Consider the following 19,547-nt stretch of genomic DNA (forward strand, 5'->3'; position numbering starts at 1 on the left):
TAGCCTTAGCGGGGGCGTATGCTGAGCGACAGCAGTTCCTGGCGGTGATGGCGCTGGAAGGCGTCCATCAGGGAGCCCGAGCGGCCCGTCTTTTCCAGCAGGTCGCGCAAGGTCGCCTGGTCTTCCGCCGTCAGCGACTTGCGCGACAGGTAGATGCCGCTCATGCCCCACGGTAATTCCGGCAGCGCTTCCAGGCGCAGGCGGTCGGCCAGGCCATACACGCGCGCATCGTTTTGCGCCACGCCGGCCAGGATGGTGGGTGCCATGATGGTGGCGTCGATGAAGCCGCTTTGCATCAGGCGCGCCACGGACAGCGCGTCGACTTCGTAGAACAGGCGTCCCTGGCTGCTCAGCTCTTTTGCCAGCGCCTGGTACGGTGCGCCATAGTCGTAGCCGCGCACCAGCGCCACGCGCAGTTCGCGCCGCTCGATCAGTTCCTGCATGGTGTTGATGGGCGCGCGCGCGCCCTGCAGCGAGATCAGCAGGGGGCGGCTGCCCAGCATGGGGATGAACAGGCCATGCTGGTCGCGCCGCAAGGTGCTGCTGGCCGGCATCAGCAAGTCGGCCTTGCCCGCCTCGAACATCGCTTCCAGGCGGGCGCGCGGCACGGCCGTGAAGATGAAATTGCAGCCCAGGCGCGTGCCCATGCTGCGCAGCAGGTCGGGATAGATGCCGCCGATGCTGGCGCCATTGACCACCACGCTGGCGCCGATGGCCGAGACGGGCACCTGGATGTCGCGCGAGCATTGCGCACCGGCCAGCGACGGCAGCGCCAGCGCCAGCACGGCCACGGTTCGGCGCCAGGCGCTGAAATAAAAGTCAGTCATACCCATCCTTGCTCACCATCGAATGCCGGGCGTCGGTAACGCGCGGTTGATTATCCCATTCTCGCCTATTTATTTCCCAAATGCAATATTATCCTGCTGACTACTTTGTGGTGGAAACCACAAGTCTTGCCTGACGTTGTGCCTTGAAGTAGCGCCAGGCCACCACGATGCCCAGGGTTTGCATGATGGCGCACAGATAGAAGGTGCTGCCGATGCGCCAGTCCTGGGGCGGCAAATGGCTCACTTCACCGAGGATCATGCTGCCCAGCAAGGGCATGATGATGATGCCCAGGCTGCTGATCGATTGCAGCGAGCCCATCAGCTCCCCCTGTTCGCCGGCGCCGGACGCCTTCGAGATGATGCCTTGCAGGGCCGGGCCCGCGGCAAAGGCCAGCAGGTTGCACAGGATCAGCGCATACATCATCCAGCCCTGCGTGGCCAGGCCGTACAGCAGGTAGGTGAGGGCGCCCGAGGCCATGCCCAGCAGCGACAGGCGCACTTCGCCAAAGCGCTTGATGAGGATGCCCAGCAAGCCCGCCTGCACCACGGCCGCGCACAGGCCCACGCAGAACAGGGCGATGCCGTTCTGGCGCGGCGTCCAGTCGAAGCGGAAATGCGTGTACAGCACCCAGGTGGTGTTGAGCATCATTTGCGCAAACGTCATCAGGCCGAAGGCCAGTACGAGGCCGCGGATGTCCACGCGGCGCACCAGCTTGAGCAGGGCGGCAAACGGATTGATGCGGGCCAGGGTGAACGGCGCGCGCGGACCCGGCTGCAGCGACTCGGGCACGAAGAAATAGCCATAGATGAAATTGGCCGCCGACAGGCCCGCCGCCACGTAAAACGGCAGGTGCAGATTGACCTCGCCCAGCAGGCCGCCCAGCATGGGGCCGCAAATGAAGCCCAGGCCGAAGGCGGCGCCGATCTTGCCGAAACTCTTGGCGCGGTTGTCGGGCGTGGAAATGTCGGAAGCATAGGCGGACGCCACCGACATGCTGGCCGACGAGACGCCGCCGATGATGCGGCCGATGAACAGGCAGGCCAGGTTGGGCGCCCAGCCCGTGGCGAGAAAGTTGATGCCCATGCCGGCCATCGAGTACAGCAGTACGGGACGGCGTCCCACGCGGTCGCTGATGGCGCCCAGCATGGGCATGAAAATGAATTGCAGCAAGCCGAAGACGGCCGCCATGATGCCGTACCAGAACGCTTGCTGATCCTTGCCGCTGACAAAGTCGCCGATCAGGATGGGCAGCACGGGCACCACGAGGCCGATGCCCAGCATGTCGATGAAGACGCAGACGAGGATGAAATTGAGGTTGCCGGCACGCGCGGGCGCGGCGGCGGAAGACGGTGATTGGCTGTCGGGGCTGGTTTTATCGGACATGCATGCTTTCGGCGCGCACTCCGCGCCGCCGTGCGGCGTGCGGAGTTCAATTGTTGGCGTTGCGCCGGCGCGTTGCAGGTTCCTGCCGACGCCACGGCGTGATAGCTGAGCCTTGTATTATAGACAGCATGGGCGGTGCTGGCTATCGCCACCCATGCTAGTCGGCAATTCCCCATTCCTGGGCAAAGGCGGCGCGGAAATCCGTCAGTACGGCCAGCCGCTGTTCGGCCAGCCTGCGGCCCGCCGCCGTCTGCATCTTGCCGGGCAGTTTGTCCAGCTTGGTAACGATATGGTCGAGCGCGTACGCCTTGTCATTCAGTTCGCGATGCCGGGCCAGCGGGTCCGTGCCATGGGCCAGCGCGCTGTCCATGCGCGCCGCCGTATAGAACAGCCGCGCCAGTCCCACGGCGCCCAGCGCGTCGATGCGGTCGGCATCCTGCACGATCTGCGCTTCGAGCGTATGCGGCGGCAGGTCGGCGGAAAAACTGTGCGTCTCGATGGCGTGGGCCACGCCGGCCAGTTTTTCTGCCGGGAAATCCAGCTCGGCCAGCTGGCGGCACGCCAGCACTGCCGCCTGGCGCGAGGCCAGGTGACGTTCGGGATGGTTTTTCGGCAAGTTCACCAAGTCGTGCAGATAGCAGGCGGCCATCACGGTGAGGGCGTCGGCCTGCGCATGTTCTTGCAGCAGGACACTGGCATTGCGCCAGACGCGCTGCAGGTGGTTGATGTCGTGGGCGCTGTCGTCGCCCAGGCCGGCCGTGGCCAGCGCCAGCAGGCGTGGTTGCCATTGGGAAAGCAAAGAATGCATGTTCACAGTCGTAAAAAGCAGGGGCCGCCAGTGTGGCATAAAACGCCGCCGCGCATGCATCCATTGCTTTAAGCACTTGCTTTTTTATTTACTTCTAAGCAGAATGCGCGCCTTGGTATTTTATTGCCTATCAGATATTTTTGAAAAATAATAATTCCACATTGCAAAGGATAACCAATGTCCCGTTATTGGCTGATAGCCGGTTTGTTTCTTGCCTGCGGCCACGCAGCTTCCTGGGCCCAGGAGGCTCCCCGCTATACCTTGAGCGAGGATATGGCGGAGACCGGCACCATCATCAAGCGCAAGGGTGTCAAGGGCAGCATTCCCGTGAATTACAGCTATGCGCAACTGAGCGAGGAACAGAAGCTGAGCGTGCGAGATCAGTACGAGGGTTTGCCGGCCGCGGACGAGCCTCCCTATCCGATCAAGGGCCCGGAGCCGTTCCTGCGCGAAGTGTATGCGGCACAGCGCATCTTGCAAGTACGGGGCAAGCTGGTGCTGGCGGTGCAGGTCAATAGCAGGGGGGAGGGCAAGGAAGTGGCCATCTTCGAATCACCGGACGACAAGATGGCGAACTTTGCCGCAGCTGCCGCGATCAAGCAGCGCTACAAGCCGGGACTGTGCAGCGGCGTGCCTTGCACCATGGATTTTGTCTATACAGTGTCGTTCAATCTGCCGTCGGAAGAGGATGGCGGGGCGAAGGCGGCACAATAGCGACACAATAACGGCGGGTATCCAGGCGTGATGCTTTTGCGACAAAGTCAGGTAATCGTGATCTCGCGGAAAGAACGATGCTCTTTTTTAGTGCACTGAAAATTTACATGCGGTAACATTGCCGCATTGCAATTTCAGTGCATTATTTAATAAATTCCATCTGGGCGCCCAAAGGCCGGTGAGAGGCGCGTCCTGCGACATTCCTAAAGGATTATCATGAACACCATTTCCAGCGACGCTGGCGCAACCGTTGCCAAGGCTGCCGAATACCTGGCTTTTACCCTGGGCCAGGAAGAGTATGGCATCGACATCCAGAAAGTCAGCGAAATCCGCAGCTATGAAACGCCGACCCGCATCGCCAACGCGCCCGAGTTCGTCAAGGGCGTGGTCAACCTGCGCGGCATCATCGTGCCGATCGTCGACATGCGCATCAAGTTCAACCTGGGCACGCCAAGCTACGACCAGTTTACCGTCGTCATCATCCTCAATATCGGCAACCGCGTGGTGGGCATGGTCGTCGACCGCGTCTCCGACGTCACCACCTTGCTGCCGGAACAGATCAAGCCGGCGCCGGACATGGGCCGCTCGATCAACACGGAATACGTGATCGGCCTGGGCACCATCGACGAGCGCATGCTGATCCTCGTCGATATCGACCAGCTGATGTCCAGCGCCGACATGGGTTTGATTGAAAAACTGGCTGCCTAAATTCTTGCTGAAGGTCAGTTAGGTCATGTTTGTAGGGAACAATTGACCCCAAGCATTGTTTGCTTTTTCTGCAAGGCGCACGCTAGCGCATTTCCTGGCGCACGGTTCAGCCGAACCGTGCGCCAGTTTCACTTGAGTTTCACTTTTTACGCCCGTTTCGCCACGTCAGCCAGCCAGCGCCCGCCCAGAGCGGGAGCGCCGGCCGGCCGCCACGCCGGCATCCGGGTTTTTAGGATAGTCACATGAATGTATTACGCAACGTCAGCATCGGTGTCCGCCTGGGACTCGGTTTTGCCGTGATTTTGCTGTTTTCCATGCTCATTACGGGCATCAGCGTCTGGCGCCTGCACGACGTGGCCAGCGCCACGCGCGTCATGATGGAGCAGCCGCTGGCCAAGGAACGCTATATTTCCGACTGGTATGGCCGCATCGACAGTGCCGTGCGCCGCACCATCGCGATTGCCCGCAGCAGCGATACCTCGCTCAGCGGTTATTTCGCCGAAGAATCGAAAGTCTCGTCGGCCAGCTCGGCCGAGCTGCAAAAGAAGATCGAGGCCTTGATCGACAAGCCCGAGGAAAAAGCCATGTTCGCGGGCTTGCTGGAACAGCGCAAGGTCTACATCGGTTCGCGCGACCAGGTCTACAAGCTGAAGGGCGAATCGCAGGCCGACGCGGCCAACGAGGTGTTTGAAAAGACCTTCGTGCCGGCCGCCGCCAAGTACCAGAAGATGGTCTCGGACTTGCTGGAGCACCAGCGCGCCACGATCGACACGACGGCGCGCGAGATCGACGCCGTCGCCAATACCAGCCGCAACCTGATGCTGGTGCTGGCGGCGCTGGCGCTGGCCTTTGGCGTCGTCTGCGCCTGGGTCTTGACGACGGGCATCGTGCGCCCCCTGCGCACGGCCGTCGATATCGCCCGCAAGGTGGCCGATGGCGACCTGACGGCGCAGATCGACGCCAGCGCCAGGGATGAAACGGGGCAACTGCTGCTGGCCCTGAAGGACATGAACACGAGCCTGCTCAACATCGTCGGCGAAGTGCGCAGCGGCACGGACAGCATCGCCACGTCCTCGACGCAGATTGCCGCCGGCAACCAGGACCTGTCTTCCCGCACGGAAGAGCAGGCCGGTTCGCTGGAAGAGACGGCGTCGTCGATGGAAGAGCTGACCAGCACCGTGAAACAGAATGCGGACAATGCGCGCCAGGCGAACCAGTTGGCAGCTTCGGCGGCGCAAGTGGCCGTCAAGGGCGGCGAAGTGGTGGCGCAGGTGGTGGGTACGATGGAATCGATCAATGCCTCGTCGAACAAGATCGTCGACATCATCAGTGTGATCGACGGCATCGCCTTCCAGACGAATATCCTGGCCCTGAACGCAGCCGTGGAAGCGGCGCGCGCGGGCGAGCAGGGCCGTGGCTTTGCCGTGGTGGCATCGGAAGTGCGCAACCTGGCCCAGCGTTCCGCTTCGGCGGCGAAAGAGATCAAGACCCTGATCGGCGCCTCGGTCGAACAGGTCAACGCGGGCAGCATGCTGGTGGCGCAAGCCGGTTCGACCATGAACGACATCGTCGACAGCGTGCAGCGCGTGAGCGACATCATCACGGAAATTACGGCGGCCAGCAGCGAGCAAAGCGTGGGCATCGACGAGATCAACCGGGCCATCGGCCAGATGGATGCCGTCACGCAGCAAAATGCGGCACTGGTGGAAGAGTCGGCGGCCGCGGCCGAATCGATGCAGCACCAGGCGCACAACCTGGCGCAAGTGGTCAGCGTCTTCAAACTCAATGGCTTACAGGCCGGCGCCGGCGGCGTGCCTGGCATAAAGCCGGCGCAGAAACGCCCGGCAGCGCCGCAGACTGCCTTGCGCATCGGCACCCGCTGATGCCGCCGCGGCTGCCGCGGGCAGCCGCTGTCCCCTTCGCTGTTCCCTTTTTATATAGTCTGGTTCCGCTTTTTTAGGATATTCACATGAATTTGTTAAGAAACGTCAGTATTGGTGTGCGCCTCGGCCTGGGTTTTGCCGTGATTTTGCTGTTTTCCATGCTGATCACGGGCATCAGCGTGTGGCGTCTGCATGACGTGGCCATGGCCACGCGCAGCATGATGGAACTGCCGCTGGCCAAGGAGCGCTATATTTCCGACTGGTATGCGAAGATCGACAGTGGCGTGCGCCGCACCACGGCCATTGCGCGCAGCAGCGACACGACCCTGGGCGCGTATTTCGCGGAAGAGGCGAAACAGTCGTCCGTGGTATCGGGCGAGCTGCAAAAGAAAATCGAAGCGCTGATTTCCAGTCCGGAAGAAAAGGAACTGTTCCGCCTGGTGAGCGAGCAGCGCAAGGTCTACCTCGATTCGCGCGCGCAAGTGTCGAAGCTGAAGGCGGATGGGCAGGAAGCGGAGGCGGAAAAGGCGTTCCAGGGTGTCTTCGTGCTCGGTTCGACCAAATACCTGAAAGTGGTCAACGACATGCTGCAGCACCAGCGCGCCAGCATCGACGCCACGGCGCGCGAAATCGATGAAGTCGCCAAGACCAGCCGCAACCTGCTGCTGACCCTGGCCACCCTGGCGCTGGGCTTTGGCGTCGTCTGCGCCTGGCTGCTGACGACAGGCATCGTGCGTCCCCTGCGCACGGCCGTGGAGATCGCCCGCAAGGTGGCCGATGGCGACTTGACGGCGCAGATCGACGCCAGCGCCAAGGATGAAACGGGGCAACTGCTGCTGGCACTGAAGGACATGAACACGAGCCTGCTCAACATCGTCAGCGAAGTGCGCACGGGTACGGACAGCATCGCCACGTCCTCGACGGAAATTGCAGCCGGTAATCAGGACCTGTCTTCCCGCACGGAAGAGCAGGCCGGTTCCCTGGAAGAGACGGCATCGTCGATGGAAGAGCTGACCAGCACCGTGAAACAGAATGCGGACAATGCGCGCCAGGCGAACCAGTTGGCGGCTTCGGCGGCACAGGTGGCCGTCAAGGGTGGCGAAGTGGTGGCGCAGGTGGTGGGCACGATGGAATCGATCAATGCCTCGTCGAACAAGATCGTCGACATCATCAGCGTCATCGACGGCATCGCCTTCCAGACGAATATCCTGGCCCTGAATGCGGCCGTGGAAGCGGCGCGCGCGGGCGAGCAGGGCCGCGGCTTTGCCGTCGTGGCATCCGAAGTGCGCAACTTGGCCCAGCGCTCCGCTTCGGCGGCGAAAGAGATCAAGACCCTGATCGGCGCCTCGGTCGAGCAAGTCAACGCGGGCAGCATGCTGGTGGCGCAAGCCGGTTCGACCATGAACGACATCGTCGACAGCGTGCAGCGCGTGAGCGACATCATCACGGAAATTACGGCGGCCAGCAGCGAGCAAAGCGTGGGCATCGACGAGATCAACCGGGCCATCGGCCAGATGGATGCCGTCACGCAGCAAAATGCGGCGCTGGTGGAAGAGTCGGCGGCCGCGGCCGAATCGATGCAGCACCAGGCGCACAACCTGGCGCAAGTGGTCAGCGTGTTCAAATTGACTGGCCAGCAGGCCGGTGCCGGCGGCTTGAAGGCGGTGAGCGGCGGCAAGCGCCCGGCGGCCAAGGCGCCGCAAGAGCCATTGCAGATCGGCCGCGCCGCCTAAACGGCAAGGGGTGGAGGATCGTCCTCCACCCAGCCGGCGATCGCCAGCTGCGACAGCCGGTCCGCCTCGCCATTGCGGTGGCGCGGCAGCCAGCACAGCGTTACATCGTGTAATTGTTCCAGCAGGGCCACTACGGTGGCCCTCTGCGTTTCCAGTCCCCTGGCGCCTGCCGCCGTCGTTCCCAATACATCGTTGATTACCACCTGGCTGTCGCCGTACAGCAGCAGCTGCATGGGTGGCGGACGCACGCCGAGTGCCGCCTGCAGCACGGCCGTCAGGGCCGCATATTCCGCTTCGCTGCTGTTGCCATAGCCGACCGCCTCGCTCACTTCAATGCGTTCGCCATTCGGCCCCAGCAGCAGGGCGCCGATGCCCAGCTTGCCCGGATTCGGGTGGGCGGAACCGTCGAACCAGCCGCGCCACGCCGAAGCGGGGCCCGCCGGCTGGCGCCGGGCCGCTTGCGCTTGCTGGCGGTCGCTGATCTTTTGCGCCTTGCGCTGCGCTTCGGCCGCGCGCGCCTGCGCCCGCGACGCCAGCAGGGCGGCAAGGCCTTGCTGGCCGGCCGCCTGTTCCAGTGTGCGCTGCAGCGCCACGTCGTTGCTGATGCCTTCCTGCGCCGCCAGCCGGCGCGCCCGGGTCCGCTCGCTCTTGAACGCGGCTGCCTCCAATGTTGCCGACTCCTCTTGCATGGTGCTTTCCATAATCGTTGTGCCGCGAATCTACGCGAGTGCGGCGCGGACCGCAAGGCGGCCTGTGCCATTTTACGTTGTCCGCTTGCACGATATAACACGGAGTGATATAGTCTGCGTTATTAAATCAAGGAGAAAAAACATGACACAGCGCATATTGATCATTGGTGCCGGCTTTGCCGGATTGTGGAGTGCCCTGGCTGCCGTGCGCCGCCTGAAGCTGGAAAACGTTGCGGCAGGCGATATTGAAGTGGCGCTGGTGGCGCCCGAGGCGGTACTGACGATGCGCCCGCGCCTGTACGAGCCGGCGCCGGCCAGCATGGTGGCGCCGCTGCAGCAACTGTTCGACGACACGGGCGTGCGCTTCATCGCGGGCAAGGTCGAAGCCATCCGCAGTGCCAGCGACGAGGTCGACATCGTGGCCGCCGACGGCAGCCGTTCCACCCTGGCCTATGACCGCCTGGTGCTGGCGGCAGGCAGCAGCCTGTTCCGCCCGGAGATTCCGGGCCTGCAAGAATTTGCCTTCAGCGCCGACCAGCGCGACGACGCGGTGGCGCTCGATGCGCACCTGCACGGGCTGGCCGCGCGTCCCGCATCAGCCGCGCGCAATACGGTCATCGTGGCTGGTGGCGGCTTCACGGGCATCGAGCTGGCGGCCGAGCTGCCGGCCCGCCTGCGCGCCATCCTGGGGCAGGATGCCGAGATCAAGGTGATCATCGTCGAGCGGGCGCCCGACATCGGTCCCGACCTGGGGCCGGGACCGCGTCCCGTGATCGAACAGGCGCTGGCGGAGCTGGGCGTGGAATGCCGGCTCGGTTCAGCCGTGGCCGCCATCGACGCGGAAGGCTTGACGACGGCCAATGGCGAGCGCATCGAGGCGGCCACCGTGGTGTGGACGGCGGGCGTGCGGGCCAGCGCGCTGACGGCGCAGATTCCCGGCGACAAGGATGCGGCGGGCCGGCTGCGGGTGGCGAACGACTTGCGCGTGCCAGCTGCAGGCAAGGTCTTTGCCACGGGCGACGCGGCCGTCGCGGCCACGGACGACGATGGCAATCACACGCTGATGAGCTGCCAGCACGCCATGTTCCTCGGACGTTCCTCGGGCGACAATGCCGTGGCCGATCTGCTGGGGCTGGCCACGCGGCCCTACCGCCAGCCGTATTATGTGACGTGCCTGGACCTGGGCGCGTGGGGAGCCGTCGTCACGCAGGGCTGGGGGCGCAAGGTGTGGATGACGGGCAGCGAAGGCAAGGCCTTGAAGGTGGCCATCAATGGCCGCGTGATCTATCCGCCAGCCGACAGCGCGGCGGCGCTGGCCGCGGCCGATCCCGCGTTCGAGCTGTCGCTGTAGCCTTGCGGCTGCAAACGGGGAGTGCTAAAGTCCCCGTTTTGCAACGGAGGAATGGCATCATGGCACATTATGGAAGCGGCACCGAGTATGGCTTGCATTGCCTGCTGTATCTGGCGCAGCCGCTTGCCGAGCCTGCCAGCAGCCGCGATCTGGCGGAATTGCAGGGCATTTCCGTCTCGTTCCTGGCAAAAATCTTCCCCAAGCTGGAGAAGGCGGGCATCGTGACGGCGTCGGAAGGCATACGCGGCGGCTACCAGCTGGCGCGCCCGGCGGGCGACATCAGCGTGCTTGACGTGGTGGATGCCATCGAAGGTCCGAAACCGCTGTTCGATTGCCAGCAGATCCGCAGCCGCTGCACCCTGTACGAAGGCGAGCCGCCCGGCTGGATGACCAGCGGCGTGTGCGGCATCCACGCCTTGATGCTGCGCGCCGAGAAAAGCATGCGCGCCGAGCTGGCCAAGACCACCCTGGCGGACCTGGCGCAAGGCGTGGGCAGCATGGCGCCGGCCGGCTTTGGCGAGGATTTGCAGGGCTGGTTCAGCGGCCGCGTGCAGGTGCGCAGCGAGGCGCGCATTGCCGCTGTGCGCGGACCAAAGCCGCGCCGCGTCAAGGACGATGCGGGCTGAGACGCCTTTGCCAGGCGCCAAGTCAACATAATCTCAGGGTTTCAGCAGCACGGTATCGACCAGGCTGCCGATCCAGCACGCCACCAGCACGCAAACGGCCACCGTCATGGCGGGGCCGTCATGGGCGGACAGGGCGTCGACTTTTTCCACGATCAGCTGCACATCGAGGGGCAGGGCGCCGCTGTCGATCTGTGCCATGATTTGATCCAATCGTGCCATGATCTGGCGCAACACCAGCACCAATGCGATCAGCGCAGGCACGGCAAACAGGCAGCCGCGCGCCTTGCGTTTCAATAGGAAATGCCCGCTGCCGGGAAAGACCAACGCGGACAGCAGCAGGGCCTGCGTGCGTTTGGAAAGGGGGGAGCCGCTCATGCGTGCCTTTGTGAGAAGGAAGAGCGGCCCATCATACTATTGCCAGCCGAATTTGCGCAGGTACACGCGTTTCATGAACGTCGTCAGCAGGGTGTAGCACACGAGGATGCCCAGCAGCCAGGGGAAGTAGCCCAACGGCAAGGCTTGCAGCTTGAAGTAGGTCGCCAGCGGTCCCATGGGCAGGAATACGCCCACGGCCATGATGGCGGTGGTGGCCACCAGCAGGGGCACGGAAGCGATGCTGTCGATGAAGGGCAGCTTGGGCGTGCGGATCAGGTGCACGATCAGGGTTTGCGTCAGCAAGCCCACGACAAACCAGCCGGACTGGAACAGGGTTTGCTGTTCTGGCGTATTCGCGCCGAACACATGCCACATCAGGATGAACGTGCTGATGTCGAAGATCGAGCTGATGGGGCCGAAGAACACCATGAAGCGGCCGATGTCGCGCGGGTTCCAGCTCAGCGGCTTCTGGATCAGTTCAGCGTCGACATTGTCGAACGGAATGGCGATCTGCGACACGTCATACAGCAGGTTTTGCACCAGCAAGTGCAGCGGCAGCATGGGCAGGAACGGCAGGAAGGCGCTGGCCACCAGCACGGAAAACACATTGCCGAAGTTCGAGCTGGCCGTCATGCGGATGTATTTGAGCATGTTGCTGAAGGTCCGGCGGCCTTCCAGCACGCCTTCTTCCAGCACCATCAGGCTCTTTTCCAGCAGGATGATGTCGGCCGCTTCCTTGGCGATATCGACGGCCGAATCGACGGAAATGCCGATGTCGGCCGCGCGCAGGGCGGGCGCGTCGTTGATGCCGTCGCCCATGAAGCCGACGATATGGCCGTTGCCGCGCAGGGCGCGCACGAGGCGCTCCTTGTGCAGCGGGCTGAGCTTGGCAAACACGGTGTTGTCCTCGGCCGCCTTGGCCAGGGTGGCGTCATCCATGTCGTCCAGCTGCGGACCTTGCAGCACGCCATGCACGGCCAGGCCCACTTCGCGGCAAATCTTCGCCGTCACCAGGTGATTATCTCCCGTCAATACTTTCACGGTCACGCCATGTTCGGCCAGCGCGCGCAGGGCGGGCGCCGTCGATTCCTTCGGCGGATCGAGGAAGGCGACATAGCCGATCAGGGTCAGCGCCGTTTCATCGGCCACGCCGTACACGGTCTTGTGCGGCGGCACTTCCTTGACGGCCACGGCCACCACGCGCAAACCTTCCGCATTCAGGCCGTGCGTGGTTTCCAGCACCTTGGCCAGCAGGGCGGCATCGAGCGGAATGCTCACGCCGCCGAGGCGCAGGTGGCTGCAGGCGGCGAGGATTTCCTCGACGGCGCCCTTGCAGATCAGTTCATGGTGGTCGTCGCGTTCGGAGACGACGACGGACATGCGGCGGCGCACGAAGTCGAACGGGATTTCATCGACTTTCACGTAGTCGCGCGCCAGCTGCATTTCCGTCTGCAGTTCTACATGGTCGAGCACGGCGCGGTCCAGCAGGTTTTTCAAGCCCGTCTGGTAGTGGCTGTTCAGGTAGGCGAATTGCAGCACTTCATCGGATTGCTGGCCGAACACGTCGGTATGGCGCTCCAGCACGATCTTGTCTTGCGTCAAGGTACCCGTCTTGTCCGTGCACAGCACGTCCATGGCGCCGAAGTTCTGGATGGCATCCAGGCGTTTCACGACGACTTTCTTTTTCGACAGTTTCACGGCGCCCTTGGCCAGGGTGCTGGTGACGATCATGGGCAGCATTTCCGGCGTCAGGCCCACGGCCACGGACAGGGCGAACAGGAACGCTTCCATCCAGTCGCCCTTGGTCCAGCCATTGATCAGGAAGACGAGCGGCGCCATCACGAGGGCAAAGCGGATCAAGAGCCAGCTGACGCTGTTCACGCCCGCCTCGAAGGCCGTGGGCGTGCGCTCGGTGGCCGTCACGCGCGTGGCGATGGTGCCGAAATAGGTGCGGTTGCCCGTGGCCAGGACCAGCGCCGTGGCGGCGCCCGAGATCACGTTTGTGCCCATGAACAGCAAATTGGCCAGTTCCATCGGGTCCTTGCCATGGGCGTCGGCCAGTTCGGCCATCTTTTCCACCGGCAAGGATTCGCCCGTCATGGCGGCCTGGCTGACGAACAGGTCTTTTGCGGACAGCAAGCGGCAATCGGCGGGGATCATGTCGCCGGCGGACAGCACGATGATGTCGCCCTGCACCAGCTGGCGGATGGGCAGCTCGATGCGCTGGCCATTGCGCAGCACGGTGGCCGTATTGCTGACCATGGCTTTCAGGCGCTCGGCGGCGCGGTTCGAGCGGCCTTCCTGCACGAAGCGCAGCAGGGTCGACAAGATCACCATGGTGCCGATGACGATGGTTGCCTTCGGGTCTTCTGTCAGGTAGGAAACAATCGCCAGTACGGTGAGCAGCAGGTTGAACGGATTCTTGTAGCACAGCCACAGGTGCTGGTACCAGGCCAGCGGTTTTTCGTGCTCGACTTCGTTCGGACCCGTCTGTGCGCCGATGACTTGCGCCTCGGCATCGCGCAAGCCTTCGATGCGCGTGTGCAGGCGGTTCAGGGCGCTTTCCAGGTCTTCATGGGCGGCCGTTAGCAGCTGGCGCGCCAGGTGGTCGGGCACGGGGCGCGCCGTGCTGTTTTCCAGCGGCATGGCACGGCGGCGGAAATGGCTGGCCGTATGGCGCTTGCGCAGGAACGATTCGAACAAACGGGTGAAGAGATTCATGCTCTTCCTTTCACGACGAGGTGTTGACGGGCGGCGCAGCCGCAGGCAAGACTTGCGTGCCGCAAGCGTACCATGGGCGACCATGGTGCTTGAGGGCAATCCGGGTCAGTAGCCGGTCGCGGTCGGAAAGAGGGGGAGAGGCACGCAGCCAGACTGGCCGCGCGAGACACCGCACCTTGCTTGGCAAGGCACGGAGGAAACGGAGTTCCGTGTTGCTTGCTGTTTAGCTGCCGAGGCAATCACCGATACAAGATCGGCTACTGTCACTAGAACAAGTACCCACGTGGGACTCCGTAAATGAATAATGGGGGCATCTTATGCACGTGCTGCAAGAGTGTCAACTGAAGAAATCTTAGGTTTCCAAAGTGTAATGTGGCTGTGGCAGACCGCATGCTCAGCCATGTTGCGTGGCCATCGCCAGCGAATCGGACAATATCTGCCACAGCGCCGCATGGCGCTGCTGCAGGGCGGCGCCGCCCGCGTAGATCAGCTCCACGTGCAGGCTGTCGACGATGCCCAGGTAGGCTTGCGCATACAGTGCGATGCGCTGCAGCGGCAGGGCGGGCGCCAGTCGGCCCAGGCTGTCCACGTAATGGCGCTGCAATTGCGCCAGCAAGGCTTCGTAGCCCGTGCCCACTTCCACGCGCAGGGGGGCGGGCGGCAAATAGGCCGTGCGCAGCAAGAAGCGCAGATGGGCCGAATCCGCATAGCGCTGCGCCATGCGGTCGCAATACAGGGCGCCGGCCAGCTGGCCGCCGGGCGCGGGCAGCGCCGCCTCGTCGGCAAAGCAGCCATCCATGAATGCTTGCTCTTCGGCGAGGGCGTCGGCAAACACGTCGAGGAACAGGGCGTCCTTACCGGCAAAGTGCGAATACAGCGACGCCTTGCGCATGCCGGCCTGTTCGGCGATGTCGCTGAGGGACGAGGCATCGTAGCCATGTTCCGAAAAGTGCACGACGGCGACGGCACAGATGTTATCGGCCGAAGCCGAGCGTTTTTTCATCATTGGGGTGATAGTGAGTGAAGCGTCAGTGCGCCCCCAGGCTGGTGGCGGGTGCCGGATGGACGCGCGCAGTTGCCAGGGTCAGCCATGATACCAGCAGGCCGGCCACGGTCAAGAACAGCAGCCAGGGCAGCGGCCCCCGTTCGGACAGGCTGGCCGCCAGCGGCGTGGCCAGCGACGACAAGGTCATCTGGAAGGCGCCCAGCAGCGCGGCCGTGGAACCGAGTGCGCGTTGTTGCGAGCCCATGGCCATGGCCATCAGCGCCGCTTCCGCGATGCCCAGGCCGAACAGAGCCACGAACATGCCCGGCACGACGGCGGCGATGCCGGCTCCCGCCCATGCGCCCAGCAGGGCCAGCACGGCGCCGCCCAGCATGGCCATGCTGCCCGCCACGCAGAGGCGCGCCACGCCGTACTGCGCCACCAGGCGGCCGCTGGCCATGGCGCCCAGCAGCACGGCCACGCCCGTGGCGCCGAACACGAGGCCGAAGCTGCCTGCCGACAGGCCGAAATCGCGCTGGTACACGAGCGATGCGCCGCCGATGTACGCAAACAGGAAGAAGAAGCTGGCCGACAGGGCCAGCGCGGGCAGCAGGAAGGCGCGGTCCAGCGCGATGCGCGCATACGTGCGGTGCATGCCGCGCGGCGAGACCCGCTTGGCTCTGGGCAAGGTCTCCGGCAGGAACAGCGCGCTGTTGAGCAAGGTCACGGCGCCCAGCGCGGCCAGGGCCAGCATCACGGCGCGCCAGCCGTAATGGGCGTCGAGCAGGCCGCCCACGGCGGGCGCCAGCACGGGCGCCAGGCCCACGATGGTCATCAGGAGGGCAAACAGCTGCGCCGCTTTGACGCCGTCGGCCACGTCGCGCACCATGCTCATCACGACCACCAGGGTCAGCGCCGCGCCCAGGCCCTGCAAGGTCCGCGCCAGCAGCAGCATGCTCAGCTGATCCGCCTGCGACGCCCATGCGGCGGCAAGAATGTAGACGGCGATGCCGGCTAGCAGCGGACGGCGCCGACCCAGCATGTCCGTCAGGGGACCGCACAGCAATTGCCCGCCGCCCAGCGCCAGCAGGAAGACGGTCAGGCTCAGCTGCACGTTCGCATACGAGGTGTGCAGCTCGCGCGCCATGGCCGGCATCGAAGCGAGGTACATGTCGATGCCGGCCGGACCGAGCACGGCCACCAGGGCCAGGGAAGCGGCCAGCCCGAGACTGGCGGCGGGGAGAGGGGGTTGCTGCTGCATTGCGATTCCTTCGTGTCGTCAAAAAACCGGCATGGACACTGCCGTCTTTTTTATTGTACACTGGCTACCTACCGATAGGTAGGTGAGTGGATAAGTTGCTAGCTAACTGAAAAGGATGAGGACGATGAGAAAAGAAATAGTGACGGGTGCGCCGCATCCGCGGGGAGAGCCGGCATGACGGAAGTGGGTATTTCGCTCAGCGGCGTGGCCGTAGCCCTGCTGTTTGCCGCCTGGAGTTCGCACCGCGCCCGTTGCGAGCGGCGCGATGTCGTGTTGCTGACGATGCTGGGCACCGCCCTGGGATTGCCGGGTGCGGCCTTGCTGGCGTTATAGCGCGGCGCATAAAAAAACGGCAGACCTTGCGGCCTGCCGTTCTGTTTTAACTTAATACTCCCGGTTTCTGCCGGAATTTTATTTCTTGATTGCTGAGTTTTGACGCCTGACAAAACCGTAGCGAGCATCAGTGAGGCTCGGCGCCCCCTTGCGGCCGAGAGGCGCAACCGTACTCTAGTACGGTGAGCATCGCCGGCCGCAAAGCGCGACGCGCAGTAGGTTTGGTCTGGCGTTATTCCTCTTCGTATGAACTGATCGGCGCGCAGCCGCAGAACAGGTTGCGGTCGCCGTACACGTTGTCGGCGCGGCCGACCGGCGGCCAGTATTTGCGCTGGCGCAGGGAAGCGACGGGGTAGGCCGCGATTTCACGGCTGTACTTGCGTTCCCAGTTGTCCGACATCAATACCTGTGCCGTGTGCGGCGCGTTCTTCAAAGGGTTGTCGTCGTGGTCGAATTCACCGCTGGCGACCTTGGCGATTTCCGCGCGGATGGCGATCATGGCGTCGATGAAGCGGTCGATCTCCACTTTCGATTCGCTTTCCGTCGGCTCGATCATCAGGGTGCCCGGCACGGGGAAGCTCATGGTCGGCGCATGGAAGCCGAAGTCCATCAAGCGCTTGGCCACGTCTTCGTTGCTGATGCCGGTGGCGTCCGTGATCGGGCGCAGGTCCAGGATGCACTCGTGCGCGACCAGGCCGTCGTGGCCCGAGTACAGCACGGGGTAGTGCGGCGCCAGACGGCGCGCGATGTAGTTCGCCGCCAGGATCGCCGTCTCGGTGGCGGCCGTCAAGCCTTCCGCGCCCATCATGGCGATGTACATCCACGAAATCGGCAGGATGCTGGCCGAGCCGAATGGCGCGGCGCTGACGGCGCCGATGCCGGCGGCGTCGCGCTGGTAGCCCGACGAACGCTGGTTCGGCAGGAATTTCGCCAGGTGGGCGCCCACGCCGATCGGGCCCACGCCTGGTCCGCCGCCGCCGTGCGGGATGCAGAAGGTCTTGTGCAGGTTCAGGTGCGACACGTCGCCCCCAAAACTGCCGGGAGCGGCCACGCCGACCAGCGCGTTCATGTTGGCGCCGTCGATGTAGACCTGGCCGCCGTGCGAGTGGATGATCTCGCACAGTTCCTGGATGCCTTCTTCAAACACGCCGTGGGTGGACGGGTAGGTGACCATCACGCAGGCCAGGTTGGCGCTGTGCTTTTCCGCTTTCGCCTTCAGGTCGGCCAGGTCCACGTTGCCGTTGGCGTCGCAGCTGGTGACGACCACCTGCATGCCGACCATATTGGCCGAGGCAGGGTTGGTGCCGTGCGCCGACGACGGAATCAGGCAGATGTTGCGGTGGCCTTCGCCGCGCGACTCGTGGTACGCCTTGATCACCAGCAGGCCCGCATATTCACCCTGCGAGCCAGCGTTCGGCTGCAGCGAGACGGCCGCGTAGCCCGTCAAGGCGCACAGCATTTCTTCCAGCTGCGCGATCATTTCGCGGTAGCCCACGGTTTGCGCATCGGGCGCGAACGGGTGGATGTTCGAGAATTCCGGCCAGGTGACGGGAATCATTTCGCTCGTCGCGTTCAGCTTCATGGTGCACGAGCCCAGCGGGATCATGGTGCGGTCCAGCGCCAGGTCCTTGTCGGCCAGGCTGCGCAGGTAGCGCAGCATTTCGTGTTCCGAGTGGTAGCTGTTGAAGACGGGGTGGGTCAGGTAGGCGCTTTCGCGCGCCAGCTGCGCCGGCAGGGCGCTGGTGACGCCCGCTTCCACTGCGTCCAGGTCAGGCGCGGCAGGCGCGTTGGCCAGGCCGTGCGCGAACACCTTCCACAGCAGCGCGATATCGTCGCGCGTGGTGGTTTCGTCCAGCGACACGCCCACATGGGTATTGTCGATCTTGCGCAGGTTGACGCCGTGGTGCGTGGCCGTCGCGTGCAGTTGCGCCGCATCGGCCACGTTGATGGTCAGGGTGTCGAAGTAGCTCGCGTTGACGACGCCATAGCCCAGGGTCTTCAGGTTGGCGGCCAGCACGCCCGTAAAGCGGTGCACGCGCTGGGCGATCTGCAGCAGGCCGGCCGGGCCGTGGTAGACGGCGTACATCGAGGCCATCACGGCCAGCAGCACTTGCGCCGTGCAGATGTTCGACGTCGCTTTTTCGCGGCGGATATGCTGTTCGCGCGTTTGCAGGGCCAGGCGATACGCCTTGTTGCCTTGCGCATCGACGGTCACGCCCACCAGGCGGCCCGACATATTGCGCTTGAATTCATCGCGCGTGGACAGATAGCCCGCGTGCGGGCCGCCGAAACCGAGCGGCACGCCGAAGCGCTGGCTGTTGCCGACGACGACGTCGGCGCCCCATTCGCCCGGAGGCGTGAGCATGGTCAGGGCCAGCAGGTCGGCCGCGACGATGACCATGGCGCCATTCGCGTGCAGCTTTTCCACGCCGGCGCGGTAGTCGCGCACGACGCCGTTCACGCCAGGGTATTGCAGCAGCACGCCGAAGCAGGCGTCCAGCGATTCGATTTCAGCCGGGTCGAAGGTGCGTACTTCGATGCCGATCGGCTGGGCGCGCGTCTGCACCACTTCCAGGGTTTGCGGCAGCACGTCGTTGGCGACATACAGCACGCTCGACTTGGACTTGCCCACGCGCTGGATCAGGGTCATCGCTTCGGCGGCGGCCGTGCCTTCGTCCAGCATCGAGGCGTTCGAGATGCCCATGCCGGTGAGGTCCGTGATCACTTGCTGGAAGTTCAGGATCGCTTCCAGGCGGCCTTGCGAAATCTCGGGCTGGTAAGGCGTGTACGCCGTGTACCAGGCCGGGTTTTCAAAGATGTTGCGCAGTACGACGCCTGGCGTGAAGGTGTTGTAATAGCCCTGGCCGATCAGGGACTTGAGCACCTGGTTCTTGCCGGCGATGGCTTTCAGGCGCGACAGGGCTTCCTGTTCCGGCATCGGCTGCGAGTAGGCGCCCAGGGGCAGGGCGCCCTTGTTGCGGATGTTGGCCGGGACCAGGGCGTCGATCAGCGCGGCGCGCGATGGATAGCCGAGGGTCGCCAGCATGGCTTGCTGTTCGGTGGAGGAGGGGCCGATGTGGCGGGCGATGAAGGCATCGCGTGCTTCGAGTTGGGTCAGGCTGGTGCGGGTCATGATATAGAGGCCAAAA

16 protein-coding genes are annotated in these 19,547 nt (G+C 64.0%); 7 read left to right on the forward strand and 9 right to left on the reverse strand.

Annotation, left to right across the window (positions count from 1 at the left end):
- Positions 1 to 5 precede the first annotated feature (5 nt).
- The 3 genes from GCN75_RS15185 to GCN75_RS15195 form a co-directional block, all read right to left on the reverse strand.
- Positions 6 to 827: a substrate-binding periplasmic protein gene (locus tag GCN75_RS15185; RefSeq protein ID WP_152283238.1), complete on the reverse strand. Its 822-nt coding sequence runs from the start codon at positions 825 to 827 to the stop codon at positions 6 to 8.
- Between the two features lie 100 nt (positions 828 to 927).
- Positions 928 to 2,211 (reverse strand): TCR/Tet family MFS transporter, encoded by a 1,284-nt coding sequence (locus tag GCN75_RS15190; RefSeq protein ID WP_152283239.1) that lies wholly within the window; start codon positions 2,209 to 2,211, stop codon positions 928 to 930.
- A gap of 157 nt (positions 2,212 to 2,368) precedes the next feature.
- Positions 2,369 to 3,019: an HD domain-containing protein gene (locus GCN75_RS15195; protein ID WP_152283240.1), complete on the reverse strand. Its 651-nt coding sequence runs from the start codon at positions 3,017 to 3,019 to the stop codon at positions 2,369 to 2,371.
- Between the two features lie 177 nt (positions 3,020 to 3,196).
- Here GCN75_RS15195 and GCN75_RS15200 point away from each other — a divergent pair, with 177 nt between their 5' ends.
- The 4 genes from GCN75_RS15200 (at position 3,197) to GCN75_RS15215 (ending at position 8,057) form a co-directional block, all read left to right on the forward strand.
- Positions 3,197 to 3,733, forward strand: coding sequence for a hypothetical protein (locus tag GCN75_RS15200; RefSeq protein ID WP_152283241.1), 537 nt, complete (start codon positions 3,197 to 3,199; stop codon positions 3,731 to 3,733).
- A 216-nt stretch (positions 3,734 to 3,949) separates the two neighbouring features.
- A complete protein-coding gene (locus GCN75_RS15205) occupies positions 3,950 to 4,441 on the forward strand; it encodes a chemotaxis protein CheW (protein WP_152283242.1) in 492 nt (163 codons plus the stop codon).
- Positions 4,442 to 4,683: 242 nt separating this feature from the next.
- Positions 4,684 to 6,324 carry a methyl-accepting chemotaxis protein gene (locus GCN75_RS15210; protein ID WP_152283243.1) on the forward strand — a complete coding sequence of 547 codons (1,641 nt, stop codon included), beginning with the start codon at positions 4,684 to 4,686 and terminating at the stop codon, positions 6,322 to 6,324.
- A gap of 86 nt (positions 6,325 to 6,410) precedes the next feature.
- A complete protein-coding gene (locus GCN75_RS15215; RefSeq protein WP_152283244.1) occupies positions 6,411 to 8,057 on the forward strand; it encodes a methyl-accepting chemotaxis protein in 1,647 nt (548 codons plus the stop codon).
- Here the strand turns inward: GCN75_RS15215 and GCN75_RS15220 are convergent.
- Positions 8,054 to 8,746 carry a ribonuclease HI family protein gene (locus tag GCN75_RS15220; RefSeq protein WP_226941410.1) on the reverse strand — a complete coding sequence of 231 codons (693 nt, stop codon included), beginning with the start codon at positions 8,744 to 8,746 and terminating at the stop codon, positions 8,054 to 8,056. The two genes, GCN75_RS15215 and GCN75_RS15220, sit on opposite strands and share 4 nt — an antisense overlap.
- Positions 8,747 to 8,888: 142 nt before the next feature.
- Between GCN75_RS15220 and GCN75_RS15225 the strand changes: the two genes are divergently transcribed.
- Positions 8,889 to 10,097, forward strand: a complete 1,209-nt coding sequence (locus GCN75_RS15225; RefSeq protein WP_152283246.1) for an NAD(P)/FAD-dependent oxidoreductase — start codon at positions 8,889 to 8,891, stop codon at positions 10,095 to 10,097.
- 59 nt (positions 10,098 to 10,156) lie between these two features.
- Positions 10,157 to 10,723, forward strand: a complete 567-nt coding sequence (locus GCN75_RS15230; protein ID WP_152283247.1) for an RrF2 family transcriptional regulator — start codon at positions 10,157 to 10,159, stop codon at positions 10,721 to 10,723.
- 33 nt (positions 10,724 to 10,756) lie between these two features.
- Here the strand turns inward: GCN75_RS15230 and GCN75_RS15235 are convergent, their stop codons facing one another.
- From GCN75_RS15235 to GCN75_RS15250, 4 genes are all read right to left on the reverse strand, one after another.
- Entirely contained in the window at positions 10,757 to 11,098 is a 342-nt protein-coding gene (locus tag GCN75_RS15235; protein WP_152283248.1) for a DUF6677 family protein, read from the reverse strand.
- Between the two features lie 36 nt (positions 11,099 to 11,134).
- A complete protein-coding gene (gene mgtA, locus GCN75_RS15240) occupies positions 11,135 to 13,819 on the reverse strand; it encodes a magnesium-translocating P-type ATPase (RefSeq protein WP_152283249.1) in 2,685 nt (894 codons plus the stop codon).
- A 394-nt stretch (positions 13,820 to 14,213) separates the two neighbouring features.
- The gene (locus GCN75_RS15245) at positions 14,214 to 14,822 is read right to left on the reverse strand and encodes a TetR/AcrR family transcriptional regulator (protein ID WP_226941411.1); all 609 of its coding nucleotides are present in this window, start codon (positions 14,820 to 14,822) and stop codon (positions 14,214 to 14,216) included.
- A gap of 25 nt (positions 14,823 to 14,847) precedes the next feature.
- The gene (locus tag GCN75_RS15250) at positions 14,848 to 16,065 is read right to left on the reverse strand and encodes a Bcr/CflA family efflux MFS transporter (RefSeq protein ID WP_152283251.1); all 1,218 of its coding nucleotides are present in this window, start codon (positions 16,063 to 16,065) and stop codon (positions 14,848 to 14,850) included.
- Positions 16,066 to 16,239: 174 nt separating this feature from the next.
- On the opposite strand from GCN75_RS15250, the gene GCN75_RS29195 reads away from it, so the two are divergent.
- Positions 16,240 to 16,398 (forward strand): hypothetical protein, encoded by a 159-nt coding sequence (locus GCN75_RS29195; protein WP_171985004.1) that lies wholly within the window; start codon positions 16,240 to 16,242, stop codon positions 16,396 to 16,398.
- A 232-nt stretch (positions 16,399 to 16,630) separates the two neighbouring features.
- On the opposite strand, the gene gcvP is transcribed toward GCN75_RS29195, so the two are convergent.
- Entirely contained in the window at positions 16,631 to 19,531 is a 2,901-nt protein-coding gene (gene gcvP, locus GCN75_RS15255) for an aminomethyl-transferring glycine dehydrogenase (RefSeq protein ID WP_152283252.1), read from the reverse strand.
- Positions 19,532 to 19,547: the final 16 nt, after the last annotated feature.

The sequence above is a fragment of the Janthinobacterium violaceinigrum genome (assembly GCF_009208555.1).
GTDB lineage: Bacteria > Pseudomonadota > Gammaproteobacteria > Burkholderiales > Burkholderiaceae_D > Janthinobacterium > Janthinobacterium violaceinigrum.

Coding starts and splice junctions, on each gene's coding strand:
- GCN75_RS15230 (WP_152283247.1), top strand. CDS start 10,157: ATGGCACATTATGGAAGCGGCACCGAGTATGGCTTGCATTGCCTGCTG.
- GCN75_RS15200 (WP_152283241.1), top strand. CDS start 3,197: ATGTCCCGTTATTGGCTGATAGCCGGTTTGTTTCTTGCCTGCGGCCAC.
- GCN75_RS15235 (WP_152283248.1), bottom strand. CDS start 11,098: ATGAGCGGCTCCCCCCTTTCCAAACGCACGCAGGCCCTGCTGCTGTCC.
- GCN75_RS15215 (WP_152283244.1), top strand. CDS start 6,411: ATGAATTTGTTAAGAAACGTCAGTATTGGTGTGCGCCTCGGCCTGGGT.
- GCN75_RS15195 (WP_152283240.1), bottom strand. CDS start 3,019: ATGCATTCTTTGCTTTCCCAATGGCAACCACGCCTGCTGGCGCTGGCC.
- GCN75_RS15225 (WP_152283246.1), top strand. CDS start 8,889: ATGACACAGCGCATATTGATCATTGGTGCCGGCTTTGCCGGATTGTGG.
- GCN75_RS29195 (WP_171985004.1), top strand. CDS start 16,240: ATGACGGAAGTGGGTATTTCGCTCAGCGGCGTGGCCGTAGCCCTGCTG.
- GCN75_RS15250 (WP_152283251.1), bottom strand. CDS start 16,065: ATGCAGCAGCAACCCCCTCTCCCCGCCGCCAGTCTCGGGCTGGCCGCT.
- GCN75_RS15220 (WP_226941410.1), bottom strand. CDS start 8,746: ATGCAAGAGGAGTCGGCAACATTGGAGGCAGCCGCGTTCAAGAGCGAG.
- gcvP (WP_152283252.1), bottom strand. CDS start 19,531: ATGACCCGCACCAGCCTGACCCAACTCGAAGCACGCGATGCCTTCATC.
- GCN75_RS15245 (WP_226941411.1), bottom strand. CDS start 14,822: ATGAAAAAACGCTCGGCTTCGGCCGATAACATCTGTGCCGTCGCCGTC.
- GCN75_RS15210 (WP_152283243.1), top strand. CDS start 4,684: ATGAATGTATTACGCAACGTCAGCATCGGTGTCCGCCTGGGACTCGGT.
- GCN75_RS15205 (WP_152283242.1), top strand. CDS start 3,950: ATGAACACCATTTCCAGCGACGCTGGCGCAACCGTTGCCAAGGCTGCC.
- GCN75_RS15185 (WP_152283238.1), bottom strand. CDS start 827: ATGACTGACTTTTATTTCAGCGCCTGGCGCCGAACCGTGGCCGTGCTG.
- GCN75_RS15190 (WP_152283239.1), bottom strand. CDS start 2,211: ATGTCCGATAAAACCAGCCCCGACAGCCAATCACCGTCTTCCGCCGCC.
- mgtA (WP_152283249.1), bottom strand. CDS start 13,819: ATGAATCTCTTCACCCGTTTGTTCGAATCGTTCCTGCGCAAGCGCCAT.